An 18,446-nucleotide genomic window follows, 5' to 3' on the forward strand; every position below is an offset into this window, starting at 1 on the left:
GGGGCCGTTGTCTCGTGGTGCGAGGACGTGACCGAGACAGCGGCACTTGGGGGCCGCCGGACACGCCCGGTCCGAGGAGCGATCCATGCGCACTGCCCGTCCGCTGAGCGTCGCCGCGCTCGCCGTCGCCCTGGCGGGCCTCACCGCGGCCCCCGCCGGAGCCGACGGTCCGGGGGGTGCCGTGCTCTCCCCGTCCACCGTCGTGCCGGGCGAACCGGTCGCCGCGCACAGCGAGGGCTGCGGAGCGCGCGGGGTCGCGGCGGGCGATGCCAGTGCGGTCGGCGCGGGCTCCTTCACGCTCGCCCCGAGCGGAACCGAGGGGCGGGCGGTCGGCCGCTTCGAGGTGCCGCCCTCCGCACAGCCGGGCACGTACGAGATCGTCGTGCGGTGCGCGGACGGCACCCGCAGCGCGGCGGACCTGTCGGTGGTCCTCGCCGGGGCGGCGGACCTGCCCGCGCATCCGCGGGGACACGTGAACACGGGGGTCGGCGGCGCCCTGGGCCCCGACCCCGTACAGACCGCGGCGGGTGTGGCGGCCCTGGCCGTCGCCGCCGCGGGCGGTACCTGGCTCCTGCATCGCCGGGCGAGAGGCGACGGGATCTGACGGACACCCTCCGCTGTCCACCGGTACCGCCCTTCGCTCCCCCTCCGGTCCCGCGGCCCCTCGCCGGGGCCGGAGGGGGCAGCGAACCGTTCTTCCCCACCTGCGCCCCACCCCCCACGAACCCCGCCCCCACGCCCCGCACGCTCACGACCTGAGGGGGAACCCATGCGCACACGGGCCCGTTCCACGACCGGTGCCCGGCGGCGACCCGGCGACGCGGCCATAGCCGGGGTCACCGCGCTGGCCCTGTGCACGGGCGTGTGGCTGTTGCGCGACGTCGCCGTGGAGCCGCGACCGCCGCAACCGTCCGCCGCGCAGTCGGCACGGTCCGGCCCCTCGGACACCGGGGCCGCGGACCGGACGGACCTGGCCGGGGGCGCGCCCGCACTGCCCCCGTCACCGCCGGACCGCGTCCGCATCCCGTCGATCGGGGTGGACGCCCCGTTGACGGGGCTCGGGCTGACCGCACGGGGTGCGCTCGACGTGCCGCCGCCCGAGCGGCCGGAGCTCGCCGGCTGGTACGAGGCGGGGACCACCCCGGGCGAACGCGGCACGGCCGTGGTCGCGGGGCACGTGGACAACGCGGAGGGTCCCGCCGTCTTCTACCGGCTGGGCGCGCTGGTCCGGGGACGCACCATCGAGGTGAACCGGCGGGACGGCTCGGTCGCCGTCTTCACGGTCAGCGCCGTGGAGGTGTACACGGCCGACGACTTCCCCGACGAGAAGGTCTACGGCCCGGCGCCCCGGCCCGAGCTACGGGTCATCACCTGCGGCGGCCCGTACTCGAAGCGCACCGGCTACGAGGGGAACGTCGTCGTCTTCGCCCACCTGACCGACGTCCGCTGAGTTCAGCCCCGGGCGGGGAGTTGGTGGGCGAAGCGGCGGACCGCGTCGGTGAAGGCGGCCGGGTCGTCGAAGTTCGCGAGGTGCCCGGCCCGCGGGATCAGTTCCACGCGGGCCCGCGGATGGGCGCGGGCGAAGTCCCGCTCGCCGGAGCGGAAGAGGGTGTCCTTCTCGCCGTTCAGGATGAGCACGGGAGCCGCCACCCGGCGCAGCGCCGCCGCGTCGAAGCGGCCCAGCACCTCGCCCCAGGCGGCCGGCAGCGTGTGGAAGGCGTAACCGGCACGGATCGTGGCGTCCACCACCTGCGGCGGGTAGAGCCGGCGCAGCAGCGCGTCGTTCCAGCGGGTCAGCCGGTGCGCCGGCAGCCGGGGGACGAGCCCGGCGACCCACCGGTACGGCGCCGCCCACGGACCGCGGGTCGAGGCGCTGGCGCCGGCCAGGACCAGCCCGCGCAGCAGGTCCGGGCGGCGCCGCGCGAAGTCCAGCGCGACGTATCCGCCGAGCGAGTGCCCGACGACCAGCGCCGGCCCGTGGTCGAGCGAGGCCACCGCGGAGGCGATGACCTCGGTGGCCGCGGCCAGGCTCCAGGGCTCGGCGGATCGGGCGCCGTGCCCCGGCAGGTCGACGGCGGCCACCGGGAAGTCCGCGCGCAGCGCGGGGAGCTGCGGGCTCCACTGCCCCGCGCTGAAGCGCGTCCCGTGCACGAGGACGACGGGTGGTACGTCCGCAGTGGTCATGGGTCCCCCGATCCGCGCTCCTCGGGGCGACCCTACCGGCCGGCGGGCGTCAGCTCAGGTGCGAGACCTCGAAGACGGCCCGGGCCTCCTCGACGTCGAGCTGTTCGCCGATCCCCTCCAGGACGGCGGTGCCGGTGCGCAGCAGTCCGCTTGCGCGGGCGTGTCGGGCCCCGGTGTCGAGGCGGTGCCAGATCAGCGGGTTGCCGGTGAGGACCTTGGGGTCGACCTCGACCCGGTTGCCGAGGGCGTCCCGCAGGACCAGCCGGGGTTGGATGCCGTCGCCGTGCCGGGCGGAGATCAGCAGGTCGGTGGCGACCCGTCGGGTGCGGCACAGTCCGCGGACCGCCAGCCAGCCGGGTCCCGCGGTGACCAACGGCGGGTGCAGCACGGCGTAGAGCAGCAGGGAGAGGGCCGCCCACAGGGCTGCGCGTGCTGCGGAGAGGGTGGCGTTGCCGAGGTCGACCAGGCAGATCAGGCCGAGCAGGGCCAGTGCGCAACAGAGGGCGTCCCGCCGGTCGGTGGCCCAGCGGCGGTCGGTGTCGACGTTGCGGGTGCCCGGTGGTCCCTGGTGGGTCGGCGGGCCGGGAACGATCGTCACCCAGGAGAGGCCGTCGGCCCCACCGTTCCCGGCCCCCCGGTCCTCGTGGTCGTCCCGCTCCCCGTCCTCGCGCCCTGCGCTGTCACATCCCATGCTGGGCACGGTAGAACGACGGCCCGGGCGCGTCAGCGGGATTGACGGTTCGCTGACCCGACGGCACCCAGCCTTGACGAGCCCATGACGGTACCGGGGGGCGGGCGGGGCCTCAGGGAGCGGGCCAGGCGACCGAGGTCAGCCGGGCGGACTCCTCCCACAGTCGGGCGGAGGCACGGTCGTCGGTGGTCCACCGGGCGCGCCGGGCGGGGGCGGGGGCGCCGCGCCAACCGATCAGGCGGGGGCCGGTGAAGGAGTCCGGCAGCACCCCGGGGGCGGTCGCCGCGTACAGGGTGGGCAGGGCGCCCGCCTCGGGGCCCTGGGCGAACAGCCGGTTGCCCCAGCCGAGCACCCGTTCGGCGGCCCGGCGGCCCTCCATCCGGGCGGCGGCCGTCTGGAGGTTGGTCCGGGCGTACCCGGGGTGCACCGCGGCGGCGACGGTGTCCGCGCCGGCGGCGGTGAGTCGGCGGGCGAGTTCGTGGACGAAGAGGAGGTTGGCGGTCTTGGACCGGCTGTACGCGGTCCACGGGTGGTAGTGGCGTGCGCTGTTGAGGTCGTGGATGTCGATGTTCGCCGTGTGGTGCATGAAGCTGGAGACGGTGACGACCCGGGCGCCCGGGGTGGCGGTCAGGGTGGGCAGCAGCAGGCCGGTGAGGGCGAAGTGGCCGAGGTGGTTGATGCCGAACTGCATCTCGAAGCCGTCGGTGGTCAGCCGGTGCGGCAGGGCCATCACGCCGGCGTTGTTGATCAGCAGGTCGAGGCGGTCGTGGGCGCTCCGGTGGGTGTCGGCGAACCTCCGCACGGAGTCGAGGGAGGCGAGGTCCAGGGGGGCGAACTCGACCTCGGCTGAAGGGATTTCGGTACGGATCAGGTCCCGGGCGGCGGTGCCGCGCCGTTCGCTGCGGCAGGCGAGGACGACCCGGGCGCCCCGGCGGGCCAGCGCGCGGGCCGCGGTGAAGCCGATCCCGCTGTTGCCTCCGGTGACCACGGCCGTCCGGCCGCTCTGGTCGGGGATGTCGTGTGCGCTCCAGCTGCTCATGCCGCCTGCTCCTCGTGACCCGGGGGCGTCCGTCACCGGCCCGTCCATCGTCCACCGGCCGGGCGGGTACCGTCCACGGGACGCCTGCCCAGGACCGGGCCCGGCCACTCCCCCGCGCCGGCCGGGCGCCTCCTCACGGCGTGCCGTGCAGCAGGGAGGTCCCGAGTGCGGTGACGGTGTGCAGCACGCTGGGCCCGACCCGGACCGTCGAGATCAGTCCGGCCTGTCGCAGGATGGTGGCGTGGTGGCTGGCCGACGCCGGGGAGATCCCGGTGCGCTGTGCCAGTTCGCCGGTGGTGCAGCCGGTGCCGACGGCGGCGAGGACGGCGGAGCGGGTGCGCCCCAGGAGCCGGTCCACCGCGCGCCGCCCGCCGGCCGTGCTGCCGTCCGGGTCGGGGGCGGCGCGGGCGGGCGCGGCGCGGGCGGGGTGCACGAGGACCGGGGGCAGGGCGGGGTCGACCAGGGTCACGGGGCGTCTGCCGCAGAAGTACGAGGGGACGAGGATCAGGCCGCGTCCGTCGAGGTGCAGGTCGCGGGGGACCGGGTAGTCGGCGGTGAGCACCGGCGGTTCCCAGCGCAGGACCGGTCTCAGTCCGGTGAGCAGACGTTCCGTGCCGCCGTCGAGGAGGTCCCGGCCGCAGCGGGCCCGGTCGGCTTCGACGGCGGCCCGTACGGCGTTCCACTGCGGTGCGACGGCGGCCTCGTGGTAGGTGCTCAGGGCGTGGCCGAGCCGGTGCAGGGCGTCGCGGTCGCCGTCGCCGAGGGGCCCGAGGTGGTGCGGCGGGTCGGTGAGCCGGCCGATGTCGCGGCTGAGCAGCCGGCGGGGGGTCGCGAGGACCTGTTGCAGGCCGTCGCGCAGGTCGTCGCCGGGCCGGCCGGCGAGGTGGGTCGGGGTGAGGAAGTCGGGGAAGTTGCCCCGTCGGGGTATGAGGGAGCCGAGCAGCGAGAACGCGGCGCGCCCCCGGTCCGGTTCGGCCAGCAGGCCGCGGCGGGCGGCGCCGCGCCAGGCGTCGAACTCGGTGGGGGCCCAGCGGTCCCGCAGCCGGTGCACGCTGAGCACGGTCTCCCACAGCGGGTGCGGGCGTTCGGCGACCCGCACCCGCGCGAGGTCGTCGCACGTGAAGTGGATTCGCAGCACCCTTACCCCGTCCAGGGAACCCAGTGTTTCGGTCTGTGTCGAAAAGCCTCGCGGTACCGGTCCGCGGGCCCTCAGCATGGTGCCAGCCCCGCGGGCCGGGGGAAACGGGGCGTGCCCCGTGAGCGGCGCGGACGGGTGGCGCGGTAGGAGTCCCGGGGGATGGGACTCCTCCTGCGCGTGCCGTCGCGGTCGCCGGCCGGGCTCTTCGCCGGGACGTAGGGAGGGGCGGCACCCCCGCACAGGGTGCCGCCCCGTCGTGCGCCCGGGGCCGCCGCCGGTCGGTGAGGGTGAGCGACGGCGGCCCCGGGGGTCTCGGGACCCGGGTGGGGTCAGCGGTGGTCGCTGCCGGGGGACTCGTCGGCGGCGCGGGCGGCCTCCAGCCGGGCGACGGGGATGCGGAACGGCGAGCAGGACACGTAGTCGAGGCCCACCTCGTGGAAGAAGTGGACGGACTCCGGGTCGCCGCCGTGTTCGCCGCAGACCCCGAGCTTGAGGTCGGGGCGGGCCGCCCGGCCGGCGCGCACGGCGTCCCGGACGAGGGCGCCGACGCCGTCCTTGTCGATGGTCTCGAACGGGGAGACCCCGAAGATGCCCTTCTCCAGGTACGCGGTGAAGAAGCTGGCCTCCACGTCGTCGCGGGAGAAGCCCCACACGGTCTGGGTGAGGTCGTTGGTGCCGAAGGAGAAGAACTCGGCGGCCTCGGCGATCTGGCCGGCGGTGAGCGCGGCCCGGGGCAGCTCGATCATGGTGCCGAGGGAGAGTTTGAGGTCCACGTTGCGGGCCCGTTCCACCTCGGCGATGACCTGTTCGGCCTCGTCGCGGACGATCTCCAGCTCCTGGACGGTGCCCACCAGCGGGATCATGATCTCGGCGCGGGGGTCGCCGTTCGCCTCCCGGCGTTCGGCGGCGGCCTCCGCGATGGCCCGCACCTGCATGGCGAAGAGGCCGGGGATGACCAGGCCGAGCCGGACGCCGCGCAGGCCGAGCATCGGGTTCTGCTCGTGCAGCCGGTGGACGGCCTGGAGCAGCCTGAGGTCGTTCTCGTTGGCGTCCTGACGGGACTCGGCGAGCGCGACCCGTACGGAGAGTTCGGTGATGTCGGGCAGGAACTCGTGCAGCGGCGGGTCGAGGAGGCGGACGGTGACCGGCAGGCCGTCCATGGCCTCGAAGAGTTCCACGAAGTCCCGCTTCTGGAGGGGCAGCAGCAGGGTCAGGGCCTCCTCGCGCTCCTGGTCGGTGTCGGCGAGGATCAGCCGCTCGACGTGCAGGCGGCGTTCGCCGAGGAACATGTGCTCGGTGCGGCACAGGCCGATGCCCTGGGCGCCGAAGCGGCGGGCGCGCAGCGCGTCCTCGGCGTTGTCGGCGTTGGCGCGCACCCGCAGCCGGCGCACCCGGTCGGCGTAGGCCATCATCCGGTGGACGGCGACGACGAGTTCGTCGGCGTCGTCGGCGCCGGCGTGCATCCGGCCCTCGAAGTACTCGACGACGGGTGAGGGCACGACGGGCACCTCACCGAGGTAGACCTTGCCGGTGGAGCCGTCGATGGAGACGAGGTCGCCCTCCTCGACCACGGTCCCGCCGGGGGCGGTCATGCGGCGCCGTTTGGTGTCGACCTCCAGTTCCTCGGCGCCGCACACACAGGTCTTGCCCATGCCGCGGGCGACCACGGCGGCGTGCGAGGTCTTGCCGCCGCGGGAGGTCAGGATGCCCTCGGCGGCGATCATGCCGTCGAGGTCGTCGGGGTTGGTCTCGCGGCGGATCAGGATGACCTTCTCGCCGGACCGGGACCACTTGATGGCGGTGTACGAGTCGAAGACGGCCTTGCCGACGGCGGCGCCGGGGGAGGCGGCGATGCCGCGGGCGATCCGCTCGGTCTTGGCCTCCTCGTCGAACTTGGGGAACATCAGCTGGGCGAGTTGGGCGCCGGTGACCCGTTGCAGGGCCTCGGCCTCGTCGATGAGTCCCTGGTCGACGAGTTGGGTGGCGATCCGGAAGGCGGCTCCGGCGGTGCGCTTGCCGACCCGGGTCTGGAGCATCCACAACCGGCCGCGTTCGATGGTGAACTCGATGTCGCAGAGGTCCTTGTAGTGGTTCTCCAGCGTCTCCATGATCTGCATCAGCTGGTCGTAGGAGTTCTTGTCGAGCTGTTCCAGGTCGGCGAGCGGGACGGTGTTGCGGATGCCGGCGACGACGTCCTCGCCCTGGGCGTTCTGGAGGTAGTCCCCGTAGACGCCCTGCTGGCCGCTGGCGGGGTCGCGGGTGAAGGCGACGCCGGTGCCGGAGTCGGGGCCGAGGTTGCCGAAGACCATGGAGCAGATGTTGACGGCGGTGCCGAGGTCGTGCGGGATGCGTTCCTGGCGGCGGTAGAGCTTGGCGCGGTCGCCGTTCCAGGAGGCGAAGACGGCCTTGACGGCGAGGTCCATCTGTTCGCGCGGGTCCTGCGGGAACTCGCGGCCGGCCTCGGCCCGGACGGTCTTCTTGAAGCGTTTGACGAGCTTCTTGAGGTCGGCGGCGTCGAGGTCGGTGTCGACCTGGACGCCCTTAGCGGCCTTGGCCTCCTCCAGCGCCTCCTCGAAGAGTTCGCCGTCGACGCCGAGGACGGTCTTGCCGAACATCTGGATCAGCCGCCGGTAGGAGTCCCAGGCGAACCGTTCGTCGCCGGACTGCTGGACGAGTCCGGCGACGGACGCGTCGGAGAGGCCGATGTTGAGGACGGTGTCCATCATGCCGGGCATGGAGAACTTGGCGCCGGAGCGCACGGAGACGAGCAGCGGGTCGTCGGGCTGGCCGAGGCGCTTGCCCATCCGCTCTTCGAGGGCGGTCAGATGGGCGGAGACCTCGTCACGCAGTGCCGTGGGTTCCTCGCCGCTGTCCAGGTAGACCTTGCAGGCGTCGGTCGTGATGGTGAATCCGGGGGGAACCGGCAGGCCCAGATTGGTCATCTCGGCGAGGTTCGCACCCTTCCCGCCGAGCAGGTCCTTGAGGTCCTTGTTTCCCTCAGTGAAGTCGTAAACGAACTTCGTGGCCTGAGGATCTCTGTTTTCCGACACGGGTCTTGACTCCCCAAGGACTCGGTGGCTGCCCTGACGGCGAGGAACATACCCAGATCGAAGGCTTCTGGGTACGTCCACCTGCCTGTCATACGGCTGCAACCACTCGTCCGCCAGCAGATCGAAAGTGTCAGAAGAGTGAGGAGAATCCGGCCACAGCGTTCACCTCTTGAAGTCAGCTAAACCTTCACATGACACGATCCGCTCACATGAGCATCATGACCCACACTTGATTTCGAGCACTGAAAGAGAAAAGGGTGACACTCAGTGCCACCCCTTCCGGAAGTGCATTCGCTCATCTGAGCACCCACCCACTCAAGGGTGGCGAGAATCACGCCGCCGTTCACCCGTACGTCCCACGATCCGGACGGTGTCCGGAGCGCTCCGACCGGGTGGCGGCGAGCGGTTACGTGGGGAGCGCGCTCAGCGTCACGGGGAGGCCGTCCCGGGGCACCGGCAGGGTGCTGAAGTCCAACTCCCACTCGTAGTCCTCGGGCACCGACCAGGAACGGGACCGCAGCAGGCAGTGCATGACCGCCTTGGCCTGGAAGCCCGAGAAGTGGCGGCCCATGCACGTGTGGATGCCGCCCCCGAAGGGGAACCAGGCGTACGGGTGGGTGATCTCGGTCTGCCGCTCGGGGGTGAACCGCTCCGGGTCGAAGCGCTCCGGCTCGGGCCAGTGCTCCGGCATGTGGTGGTTGGTGTGGATGGTGAGGCTCACCAGGGACCCGGCCGGGATGTGGTAGCCGAGGACCTCGGTGTCCCGCACCGCCACCCGCGGCAGCAGCGGCACCGGTGCGCACAGCCGCAGCGACTCCCGCATCACCAGGTCCATCGAGCGCAGCGAGTCCAGTGCGGCGGTGCCGGCCGGACCCGGGCCCAGCGCCAGCGACTCGGCCCGGCAGCGCTCCTGCCACTCGGGGTGGCGCGCCAGGTGGTACGCCATGGACATCAGGGTGATGGTCGAGGTGTCGTGCGCGGCCATCAACATGAAGATCATGTGGTTGGCGATCTCCGTATCGCTGAACCGCTCGCCCTCGTCGGACACGGCGGTGCACAGCGCCGCGAACAGGTCGTCGCCGCCGCGCGCCCGCTTCTCGGGGATGTGCTTGACGAAGAAGTCCATCAGCTGGCGGCGCGCCTTCAGCCCCCGGCTCCACCGCAGCCCGGGCACCGGGATGCGGACCACGGCGAGCCCGGCGCGCACCGCTTCGGTGAAGGCCCGGTCCACCCGTCGGATCTCGCTGCTGCCGAGCGACAGCCCCACGAAGGCGTCGATGGCCATGTCGAGGGCGAGCCGCCGGAACAGCGGCAGCAGGGTGTGCTTGCCGGGCTGCCAGGAGGCCACGCCCTGCTCCGCGTTGTCGTGGACGCGGGCGAGGTACGCCACCATCCGGTCGCGGGTGAACGCCTGCTGCATCAGCCGGCGGTGGGCCAGGTGCTCGTCGAAGTCGAGCAGCATCAGACCCCGGTCGAAGAACGGCCCGATGAAGAAGTCCCAGGCGGGGCCGGACGCGAACGCCTTGTCCTGGTTGGTCAGGACGACCTCGGCGGCCTCGGGCCCCTGCACGGTCACCAGGGGGCGGCCCAGGAAGTTCCCCCAGGACACCGGGCCGTACCGTTCCAGCCGCTCCCGGTGGAGGCGTACCGGATCGCGCATCATGTGGAGCGCGTACCCCACGTACGGCGGTCCCGGGTCGCCCTGCACCCCAGAAAGGCCGGTGCCCTCCGGCACGGGGGCGAGTAGTCGCGGTGCACTACGAGTCATCGGAAGTCCTTCCGTTCCACACGGCGGGCCCCCCGGTCCTGCCCAAGCGCCAAAGCTCCACTGAACCCAACCTCCGCACCCCCCTCGGGGTCACGCCCGCAATCAGGTCCACCGGACAGGTGAACGCCCGGAGCCGGCCCCGTCGCGGCCCGCTTTGCCGAAGCGGCAACAGGACTCGCGACGCCGCCGCGTCTGCTGCATGGTCGAGACCCGGGGCAGAGACCCGGACGGCACCCCGCGGATCGATCGAAAGGCCGGAGGACGCATGTCGCAGCCCGCCCAGATCACGGACCTCACCCACCGTCAGGTCCCCTCCCCCGCCGGCCGGACCCACCTGGTGGAACAGGGCGAAGGCCCCTTGGTGCTGCTGGTGCACGGGTTCCCGGAGTCCTGGTACTCCTGGCGCCACCAGCTGCCGGTGCTGGCCGCGGCCGGCTACCGCGCGGTCGCCGTGGACGTCCGCGGCTACGGGCGTTCGTCCCGGCCCGCGGACCCGGCGGCGTACCGGATGCTCGACCTGGTCGAGGACCAGGTGGCCGTGGTGCGGGCGCTCGGCGCGCGGACCGCGGTGATCGTCGGGCACGACTGGGGTGCGACCATCGCCGCGCACGCCGCCCTCCTCAGGCCGGACGTCTTCCGCGCGGTGGGTCTGCTCAGCGTCCCCTACGCCCCGCCCGGGGGTCCGCGGCCCGGCGAGGTCTTCGCCGGGATGGGCGGGGACGAGGAACTGTACGTCTCCTACTTCCAGGAGCCCGGCCGGGTCGAAGCGGAGATCGAACCCGACGTCCGCGGCTGGCTCGCCGGCTTCTACGCCGCGTTCTCCGCCGGGACCATGCCCGCGCCCGACGCCCCGGACCCGCACTTCGTCGGCCGCGGCGGCACCCTGCGCGAACGGTTCCCCGTCGACCGGCTGCCCGAGTGGCTCGGTGCGGACGACCTCGACGTCTACGCCGGGGAGTTCGAGCGGACCGGGCTGGTCGGCGCACTCAACCGGTACCGGAACATGGACCGGGACTGGGCGGACCTCGCCGACTTCCACGGCCGGCCCGTCACCCAACCCTCGCTGTTCCTCGGCGGGTCACTGGACGCGTCCACCACCTGGCTGGCCGAGGCGATCCGGGCGTACCCCACCACCCTGCCCGGCCTGCTCTCCTCGCACGTCCTGGACGGCTGCGGCCACTGGATCCAGCAGGAGCGCCCCGCGGAGGTCAACGAGATCCTGACCGACTGGCTGGCCGCCCTGCCCACCTGAGCCCGCGCCGGAGCAGCACCGCGGCTCACACCCCCAGGGCGAGCAGCCGTTCCTCCACCCGGCCCGGTGCGTACAGCTCCTCCACCACCAGGGCGCCCGCGCCCACCAGACCGGCCCGCTGGCCGAGCCGCGCGGTCACCACCTCCAGCCGGGCGGTGGCCCGCGGCAACGCCCGCTGGTACAGCAACTCCCGCACCCCGGTCAGGAACGGCGTGCCCGCGAGGTCCCCGGCGATCATCAGGACGCCCGGGTTCAGCAGGGTGACCACCGTCGCCAGCACCTCCCCCACCGCCCGCCCGGCCTGCCGGGTCAGCCGCACCGCCTCCGGATGCCCGGCGGCGAGCAGCGCGCGCACGTCGGAACCGGACTCGGCCGCCACCCCGGCCCGGGCCAGTCGCTGTGCCACGGCCCGGCCGCTGGCGACCGCCGCGAGGCAGCCGTACGAGCCGCACCGACACAGGGTGTCCGCGCCCTGCGGCACCCGGACGTGCCCGATGTCCCCCGCGCCGCCGTCGATCCCCCGGTACACCGCCCCGTCGACGATCACCCCGGCGCCTATCCCGGTGGAGACCTTGACCAGCACGAACGCCCCGCAGTCCGGGAAGCCCGCCCGCTGCTCCCCGTAGGCCATGAGGTTGGCGTCGTTGTCGACCAGCACCGGCACGGTGCCCGCCACGGGGCAGCTGGTCCGCCCGGCGAGCGCCCGCCGCAGCCGCCCCCGGATGTCGTACCCGTCCCAGCCCGGCATGATCGGCGGCTGGACGACCCGGCCCGTCGCGGTGTCGACGGGACCCGGTACGGCGAGCCCAATCCCGCACACTCCCTCGGCCCCGCAGCCGGCCTCGTCCAGCAACCCGGCGAACCAGCTGCCGAGTTCGTCCAGCACCCGGCCCGGCCCGTCCGCCACGCTCAGCGGGCCGACGCGCTCGGCGAGCGGGGTGCCGTCCAGGGTCAGGACGGCGGCCCGGGCGCGTCGGGTGCCGAGGTCGGCGGCGAGGACCACGGCGTGCGAGGTGTCGAACTCCAACCGCACGGAAGGCCGCCCGCCGAGCGGCGAGTCCACCGGTCCGGCCGCGCCCTCCCGCAGCCAGCCGGCCCGGAACAACCGGTCGAGCCGCTGCCCCACGGTGGCCCGGGACAACCCGGTGACCTGCTGGAGCGCACCACGGGTGGTCGCCCGTCCACTGCGCACCAACTGGAGCAGGTCCCCGGCACTCGACTGCCGTCCGCCCATGGCTGACTCCCCCTTGCCTCGCCCGAACCCACGTTACATATTGAGTTGTGCGTGTTAAATAGACGTAACTCGGCAACGCTTGCCCCACAACTGACGAGCCGCCACCCGACCGCCGGCCGAGCGCCGCGCCCGCCACCTGCGGCCCGGTCGGGGCTCCGACCGGCCGTGACCGTCCCCTGGGACCGGGAGACCTTCGTGTACCGCACGACCCAGCTCACCCCGCCGCCCCTCCTCCCCGCACCCGGGGCCCTCCCGGCCGCCGGGGTCGCGCGCCGTGCCGCACAGGTGCTGCACCGCAACTGGACGGGCGCGTCAACCGTGCCCTCCCGCGCCCTGTACCCCCATCAGTGGTCCTGGGACTCCGCGTTCATCGCGATCGGGTTGCGCCACGTCGCGCCCCGGCGGGCCCAGCGGGAGGTGGAGACGCTGCTGCGCGCCCAGTGGTCCGACGGGCGCGTCCCGCACATCGTGTTCAACCCGGCGGTGCCGCCGGCCGCCTACTTCCCCGGCCCCGGGTTCTGGCGCTCGTCCACCGCGGGCCGCGCGGCGGGGGCGCCGCGCACCGTGGAGACCTCCGGTCTGGTGCAACCCCCGGTGCACGCCCTGGCCGTGTGGCTCACCCACTGCGCGGACCCGGAGCTGTCCCGCTCCCGCTCGTTCCTGTCCCGGGCGTACCCGAAGCTCGCCGCCTGGCACCGCTATCTGCTCGGCCGCCGGGACGCGGGCGGCGGGGGCCTCGCCGCGGTGGTGCACCCCTGGGAGCAGGGCATGGACAACAGCCCCTGCTGGGACGTCCCGCTGTCCCGGGTGACCCCCGCGCCCGAGGGCTCGTTCCGTCGCGCGGACCTCGACCACGGGGCACCCGACGACCGGCCCACCGACCTCGACTACGGGCGGTACGTACGGCTCGCCGCCGACTACCGGGACCGCCACTACGCCGACACCCGCCCGGTGTTCGACGCCTTCGCGGTGGAAGACCCTTCCTTCAACGCGCTGTTGATCGCCTCCGAGCACGCACTCGCCCGGATCGCGGCCGAGTTGGGCCTCGGCGGCAGCGCCCGCGACGAGCGCGCGGAACGCCTCACGGCCGCCCTCGTCGCACGGCTGTGGGACCCGGAGCGGGAGCAGTTCCTCTGCCGGGACCTGGGTACCGACACCCTGGTCCCGGAGCGCGGGGTGACGGGTCTGCTGCCGCTGGTGCTGCCCGCGCTGCCCGCCCCGGTGGTGGCCGGGCTGCTGCGCACCGCCCGCGGACCCTGCTTCGGGCTGGGCGGCGCGGCGCGGCTGGTCCCCAGCTACGACCTGACCGGTGCGGCCTTCGACCCGCACCGGTACTGGCGCGGGCCGGCGTGGTTCAACGTCAACTGGCTGGTGGAGCGCGGGTTGCGGGTGCACGGGGAGCACGCCGAGGCCCGGGCGCTGCGGGCGGCGCTGGTGACGACCGCGGACGCCTCCGGCTTCGCCGAGTACGTGGACCCGCACACCGGCCGGGCGTGCGGGGCGCGCGGCTTCTCCTGGACGGCGGCCCTCGCCCTGGACCTCGTCCGGACCGGGACCGCACCCGACAGCACCCCCGAAGGCGCCGACGGCGGCGCGAGCGACGAGACGGATGACGACGGCGCCAAGGAGGAGGCCGACGATGAGTGACCGGCATCATGTGCTGGTGCACGGCAGCGCGTTCGCGGCCGTGGGGTCCGGCGGAGACATCACCGGGGTCCACGCGGGCAGCGCCCCGGACGGACTGTTCGTCCGGGACGCCCGGCACCTGAGCCGCTGGCAGCTCACGGTGGACGGGGCGGTGCTCACCGTGCTCGCCCCGGTGGGTTCCGGCGAGACCGCCCGCTGCGTACTGGTGCCGCGCGGCGGCCGACAGGAACCGCCGTCCTGCACGGTGCTGCGCGAACAGGCCGTGGCGGAACACGGGTTCGTGGAGTCGGTGCGGGTGGTGAGCAACCGTCCGGTGCCGACGACGGTACGGCTCGCCCTCACCGTCGACGTGGACTTCAGCGACCCGTTCGAGCTGCGCCGGGACCACCGCACGTATACGAAGACGGGCGCCGTGCGCACCCGGGAGGCCACCGAGGACGGCATCGTCTTCGGCTACCGGCGCGGGGACTGGGAGTCCCGTACGGAGGTCGCTTGCGATCCGGCGCCGGACGCCGTGGAGGAGACCGGCACCGGGGCCCGCCGACTGGTGTGGGAGCTGGAGTTGGCGCCGCACGGCACGACGGAACTGCTGCTGCGGGTGACCGCCCGCCCGCACGGCGCCCCGGACACCGCCCGGGTGCCCGCCTCACCGGCCGGCGTGGCGGCGGAACTGCGCACCCTGCGCGAGGAGTTGGCCGCCGGATGCACCCTGGCGGTCGACCCGGACTGGCCGGAGCTGGCGGACGCCTGCGCCCAGGGCCTCGCCGATCTGGCGGTGCTCCGGGTGCGGGCGGCCGGACCGGACGGCGAGGAGCTGCGCGTACCGGCCGCGGGCGTGCCCTGGTTCTCGGCGATGCTCGGCCGGGACGCCCTGCTGACCTCGCTGTTCGCCCTGCCGTACCTGCCCGCGCTGGCCGCCGCGACCCTGCCCGTACTCGCGGCGACCCAGGCGGCCCGCAGCACCGCGGACCCGGGGCCGGCCGGCGAAGCGGACCGGTGCGCCGGCGAGCCGGGGAAGATCGTGCACGAGGTGCGGCACGGGGAGCTGGCGCACTTCGGGCAGGTCCCGTACGGGCGCTACTACGGTTCGGTGGACGCCACCCCGCTGTTCCTGGTGCTGCTCGGCGCGTACACGGAGACCACCGGTGACCGGACGCTCGCCCGGCGCCTGGAACGCCATGCGCGGGCCGCCGTCGGCTGGATGTTCGACCGGGGCGGGCTGGCCGAGCACGGCTACCTCGTCTACCGCGCGGACGAGGGCGGGCTCGCCAACCAGAACTGGAAGGACTCCCCCGGGGCGATCTGTCGCGCCGACGGCACCCGGGCGACGGGTCCGGTGCGGGCGGCGGGCGCCCAGGGTTACGCGTACGACGCCCTGCGCAGGACCGCCCGGCTGGCCCGCACGGTCTGGGACGACCAGGACTTCGCGGCCCGACTGACCCGGTCGGCGGACGACCTGCGCGACCGGTTCCAGCGGGACTTCTGGATGGCGGGCCACGCCTTCCCCGCGCTCGCCCTGGACGGGGACGGCGAGCCGTTGGACGCCCTCGCCTCGGACGCGGGGCACCTGCTGTGGTCGGGGCTGCTGGACAAGGACCACGGACAGGTGGTGGGGCGGCGGCTGCTCGCCCCCGACTTCTTCTCCGGCTGGGGCGTGCGGACGCTGGCCGCCGGGCAGCCCGCGTACCACCCGCTGTCGTACCACCGGGGTTCGGTCTGGCCGCACGACAACGCGGTCATCGCCCTGGGGCTGGCCCGCTACGGGCTGCACGACGAGGCCCGCACGGTGGCCCGCGGGGTGCTGGCGGCGGCGCGGGCGGGCGGCGACCGGCTGCCGGAGGTGCTGGCGGGCTACTCCCGCGACACCCATCCGGTGCCGGTCCCGTACCCGCACGCCTGCGTCCGGGAGTCCCGGTCGGCCGCGACCCCGCTGGCGCTGCTCACGGCCGTGCGGGGCGAGGGGTAGCGGGCGCGGGGGCGGAGGCGAGGGGTAGCGGGTCGGGGGCGCGCAGCGGATCACGGGCGCGCCCGCCCGTCCGTCAGCCGCCGGAGGTGTCGAGTTCCGCTTCCTCGCTGACGCCCGCGCAGTCGTACGGGTCCTTCAGCCAGCCGTCCGGGAGCACCACTCGGTTGTTGCCGGAGGTGCGGCCCCGGGGACCGTCGGCGCCGAGCGGCCACTCCTGGGTGAGGTCCAGTTCGGCGAGGCCCTCTTCCAACTCGGCGAGCGAGGAGGTGATCGCGAGCCGCTTGCGCATCTCCGAACCGACCGCGAAGCCCTTCAGGTACCAGGCGACGTGCTTGCGGAAGTCGATGACGCCGCGCGCCTCGTCGCCCAGCCACTCCCCGAGCAGGGTCGCGTGCCGGACCATCACCCGGGCCACCTCGGCGAGCGAGGGGGCCGCGGGGCCGCCCGTCCCCTCGAAGGCGGCGACGAGGTCCGCGAAGAGCCAGGGCCGGCCGAGGCAGCCGCGGCCGACGACGACCCCGTCGCAGCCGGTCTCGCGGACCATCCGCAGGGCGTCCTCGGCGCACCAGATGTCACCGTTGCCGAGGACGGGGACCTCCGGCACGTGCTCCTTGAGCCGGGCGATGGCCTCCCAGTCGGCGGTGCCGCCGTAGTGCTGGGCAGCCGTCCTGCCGTGCAGGGCGATCGCGGTGACGCCCTCCTCGACGGCGATGCGTCCGGCGTCGAGGTAGGTGAGGTGGTCGTCGTCGATGCCCTTGCGCATCTTCATCGTGACCGGCAGGTCCCCGGCCCCGGTCACCGCCTCGCGCAGGATCGCCCGCAGCAGGTGGCGCTTGTACGGGAGGGCGGAGCCGCCGCCCTTGCGGGTGACCTTGGGGACGGGGCAGCCGAAGTTCAGGTCGATGTGGTCGGCCAGGCCCTCGTCCGCGATCATCCGGACCGCCTTGCCGACCGTCGCCGGGTCCACCCCGTACAGCTGGAGGGAGCGCGGCGTCTCGCTGGCGTCGAACCGGATGAGCTGCATGGTCTTCTCGTTGCGCTCGACCAGCGCCCGAGTGGTGATCATCTCGCTGACGAACAGCCCCTTGCCGCCGCTGAACTCCCGGCACAGCGTCCTGAACGGCGCGTTGGTGATGCCCGCCATGGGGGCGAGGACCACCGGCGGCGTCACGGGGTACGGGCCGATGGCGAGACCCGGCGCGGAGGCGGCGGGGGCGCCAGGCACGGCGGCGGGGGTGCGGGCGGGCGCGGGCAAGGACACGGAAGAGGTCATCGCGGGATCAGCCATCGAGGGGGACGGGGACACGGGCATCCCCCCATTGTCGCGCACCCACACCCCTCCCGGGTAATTAGTTAGCCGCACTATCCACCCCGCCCGCCCGGTCACCCCTCTCCCTCCCCCGGGCTTGACCTCAACTTCGGTTCACGTCCGAGGCTGCGCCTGCGGGGTCCAGCCCGACCGGGGAGCGCCCCCGGCGCCCCCGCCCCGACGTGCGGAGGCCCCATGACCGACCAGGTGACCCGGTGGATCGGGCAGCACGCCCACCCCCTCACCACGCTCGACCCCGCAGCCCCGCCGACCGACCTCCTCCCCCTGGCCGACCTGGTGGGCGACGCCGAGGTGGTGGCCCTCGGCGCCGCGGCCCGTCAGACCCACGAACTGTCCGCCCTCGCGCACCGCATCGTCCGGCTGCTGGTCGAGGAGCGGGGGTTCCGTTCGCTCGCCCTGGAGGGCGACGACGCGACGCGGGTCGGGCTCGACGCGTACGTCAGTACCGGGGCGGGGGACCCGCGGGCGCTGCTCGCCGGGGCCCGCTCCTTCTGGCGGACCGCGGAGATCCTCGACCTGGTCCGCTGGATGCGCGCCTTCAACCTCCGCCACCCCGACGACCCCGTCCGGTTCGCCGGGTCCACGGTCACGGGCCCCGTCCCCGCGCTGGACGGCATGGCCGGGATCGAGTGGACGTTGGCCGCGGCGGCGATCCAGTGGCACGAACGCACGGGGGACAAGATCGTCTACTGGGGCGGCCTCGCCCACACCGCGGTGGGCACCCCGGCCGCCCCGACCGGGCACCGGAACGCGGGCAGCCACCTGCGCGAACGTTTCGGAACGGGATACGCCTCCCTCGGTCTCACCTTCCACCACGGCACGCTCCCCGCGACCGTCCCCCACCCACCGGCGCAGTACGCCGAAGCGGTCCTCGGCAGCGCCGGACCGGACGCCTACCTCCTCGATCTGCGCACCGACGCTCCCCCCGCCGTGCGCACCTGGCTCACCGCCCCGACCAGCACCCGCATGATCGGCCCCGGCTACGACCCGACCGAGGACGCCGACCACCACGTGACCGGCGGCGCGCTCACCGACTGGTTCGACGCCGTCCTCCACGTCCGGACGGTCACCCCGGCCGGCATCCTCTCCCCGACGCGCACGCCAGGCTAACGGCGTAAACCCGCCAGGGCCGGCCGGACTCCCCCCG

14 protein-coding genes are annotated in these 18,446 nt (G+C 74.1%); 6 read left to right on the forward strand and 8 right to left on the reverse strand.

Going from position 1 to position 18,446, the window contains the following annotated elements:
• Positions 1 to 85: 85 nt before the first annotated feature.
• Together ACFWIA_RS30100 and ACFWIA_RS30105 are read left to right on the forward strand one after the other, a co-directional pair.
• Positions 86 to 604 (forward strand): hypothetical protein, encoded by a 519-nt coding sequence (locus ACFWIA_RS30100; RefSeq protein ID WP_387010416.1) that lies wholly within the window; start codon positions 86 to 88, stop codon positions 602 to 604.
• A gap of 165 nt (positions 605 to 769) precedes the next feature.
• Positions 770 to 1,450, forward strand: coding sequence for a class F sortase (locus ACFWIA_RS30105; protein WP_387010417.1), 681 nt, complete (start codon positions 770 to 772; stop codon positions 1,448 to 1,450).
• Between the two features lie 2 nt (positions 1,451 to 1,452).
• Here ACFWIA_RS30105 and ACFWIA_RS30110 read toward each other — a convergent pair whose 3' ends face one another.
• The 6 genes from ACFWIA_RS30110 to ACFWIA_RS30135 all read right to left on the reverse strand — a co-directional run bounded on the left by ACFWIA_RS30110 (position 1,453) and on the right by ACFWIA_RS30135 (position 9,870).
• Positions 1,453 to 2,184 carry an alpha/beta fold hydrolase gene (locus ACFWIA_RS30110; RefSeq protein WP_387010418.1) on the reverse strand — a complete coding sequence of 244 codons (732 nt, stop codon included), beginning with the start codon at positions 2,182 to 2,184 and terminating at the stop codon, positions 1,453 to 1,455.
• A 49-nt stretch (positions 2,185 to 2,233) separates the two neighbouring features.
• Entirely contained in the window at positions 2,234 to 2,875 is a 642-nt protein-coding gene (locus ACFWIA_RS30115; RefSeq protein ID WP_387010419.1) for a hypothetical protein, read from the reverse strand.
• 112 nt (positions 2,876 to 2,987) lie between these two features.
• On the reverse strand, positions 2,988 to 3,914 hold the full coding sequence (locus ACFWIA_RS30120) for an oxidoreductase (protein WP_387010420.1): 927 nt from the start codon (positions 3,912 to 3,914) through the stop codon (positions 2,988 to 2,990).
• Between the two features lie 133 nt (positions 3,915 to 4,047).
• Positions 4,048 to 5,052: an ArsR/SmtB family transcription factor gene (locus tag ACFWIA_RS30125; RefSeq protein WP_387010421.1), complete on the reverse strand. Its 1,005-nt coding sequence runs from the start codon at positions 5,050 to 5,052 to the stop codon at positions 4,048 to 4,050.
• Positions 5,053 to 5,381: 329 nt separating this feature from the next.
• Entirely contained in the window at positions 5,382 to 8,102 is a 2,721-nt protein-coding gene (gene ppdK, locus ACFWIA_RS30130; protein WP_387010422.1) for a pyruvate, phosphate dikinase, read from the reverse strand.
• A 406-nt stretch (positions 8,103 to 8,508) separates the two neighbouring features.
• On the reverse strand, positions 8,509 to 9,870 hold the full coding sequence (locus ACFWIA_RS30135; protein WP_387010423.1) for a cytochrome P450: 1,362 nt from the start codon (positions 9,868 to 9,870) through the stop codon (positions 8,509 to 8,511).
• 265 nt (positions 9,871 to 10,135) lie between these two features.
• Here ACFWIA_RS30135 and ACFWIA_RS30140 point away from each other — a divergent pair, with 265 nt between their 5' ends.
• Complete coding sequence (locus ACFWIA_RS30140) at positions 10,136 to 11,122, forward strand: alpha/beta fold hydrolase (RefSeq protein WP_387010424.1); 987 nt, start codon at positions 10,136 to 10,138, stop codon at positions 11,120 to 11,122.
• Between the two features lie 25 nt (positions 11,123 to 11,147).
• On the opposite strand, the gene ACFWIA_RS30145 is transcribed toward ACFWIA_RS30140, so the two are convergent.
• Positions 11,148 to 12,356, reverse strand: a complete 1,209-nt coding sequence (locus ACFWIA_RS30145) for an ROK family protein (RefSeq protein ID WP_387010425.1) — start codon at positions 12,354 to 12,356, stop codon at positions 11,148 to 11,150.
• Positions 12,357 to 12,551: 195 nt separating this feature from the next.
• Between ACFWIA_RS30145 and ACFWIA_RS30150 the strand changes: the two genes are divergently transcribed.
• The gene (locus tag ACFWIA_RS30150; RefSeq protein ID WP_387010445.1) at positions 12,552 to 14,003 is read left to right on the forward strand and encodes a hypothetical protein; all 1,452 of its coding nucleotides are present in this window, start codon (positions 12,552 to 12,554) and stop codon (positions 14,001 to 14,003) included.
• Positions 13,996 to 15,969 (forward strand): glycogen debranching N-terminal domain-containing protein, encoded by a 1,974-nt coding sequence (locus tag ACFWIA_RS30155; RefSeq protein ID WP_387010426.1) that lies wholly within the window; start codon positions 13,996 to 13,998, stop codon positions 15,967 to 15,969. The genes ACFWIA_RS30150 and ACFWIA_RS30155 overlap by 8 nt, the downstream gene beginning before the upstream one ends.
• Positions 15,970 to 16,042: 73 nt before the next feature.
• On the opposite strand, the gene dusB is transcribed toward ACFWIA_RS30155, so the two are convergent.
• Positions 16,043 to 17,242, reverse strand: a complete 1,200-nt coding sequence (gene dusB / locus ACFWIA_RS30160) for a tRNA dihydrouridine synthase DusB (RefSeq protein WP_387010427.1) — start codon at positions 17,240 to 17,242, stop codon at positions 16,043 to 16,045.
• A 231-nt stretch (positions 17,243 to 17,473) separates the two neighbouring features.
• Between dusB and ACFWIA_RS30165 the strand changes: the two genes are divergently transcribed.
• The gene (locus ACFWIA_RS30165; protein ID WP_387010428.1) at positions 17,474 to 18,409 is read left to right on the forward strand and encodes an erythromycin esterase family protein; all 936 of its coding nucleotides are present in this window, start codon (positions 17,474 to 17,476) and stop codon (positions 18,407 to 18,409) included.
• The last annotated feature ends 37 nt before the right edge of the window (positions 18,410 to 18,446 follow it).

The organism is Streptomyces sp. NPDC127068, from assembly GCF_042724695.1.
Lineage (GTDB): Bacteria > Actinomycetota > Actinomycetes > Streptomycetales > Streptomycetaceae > Streptomyces.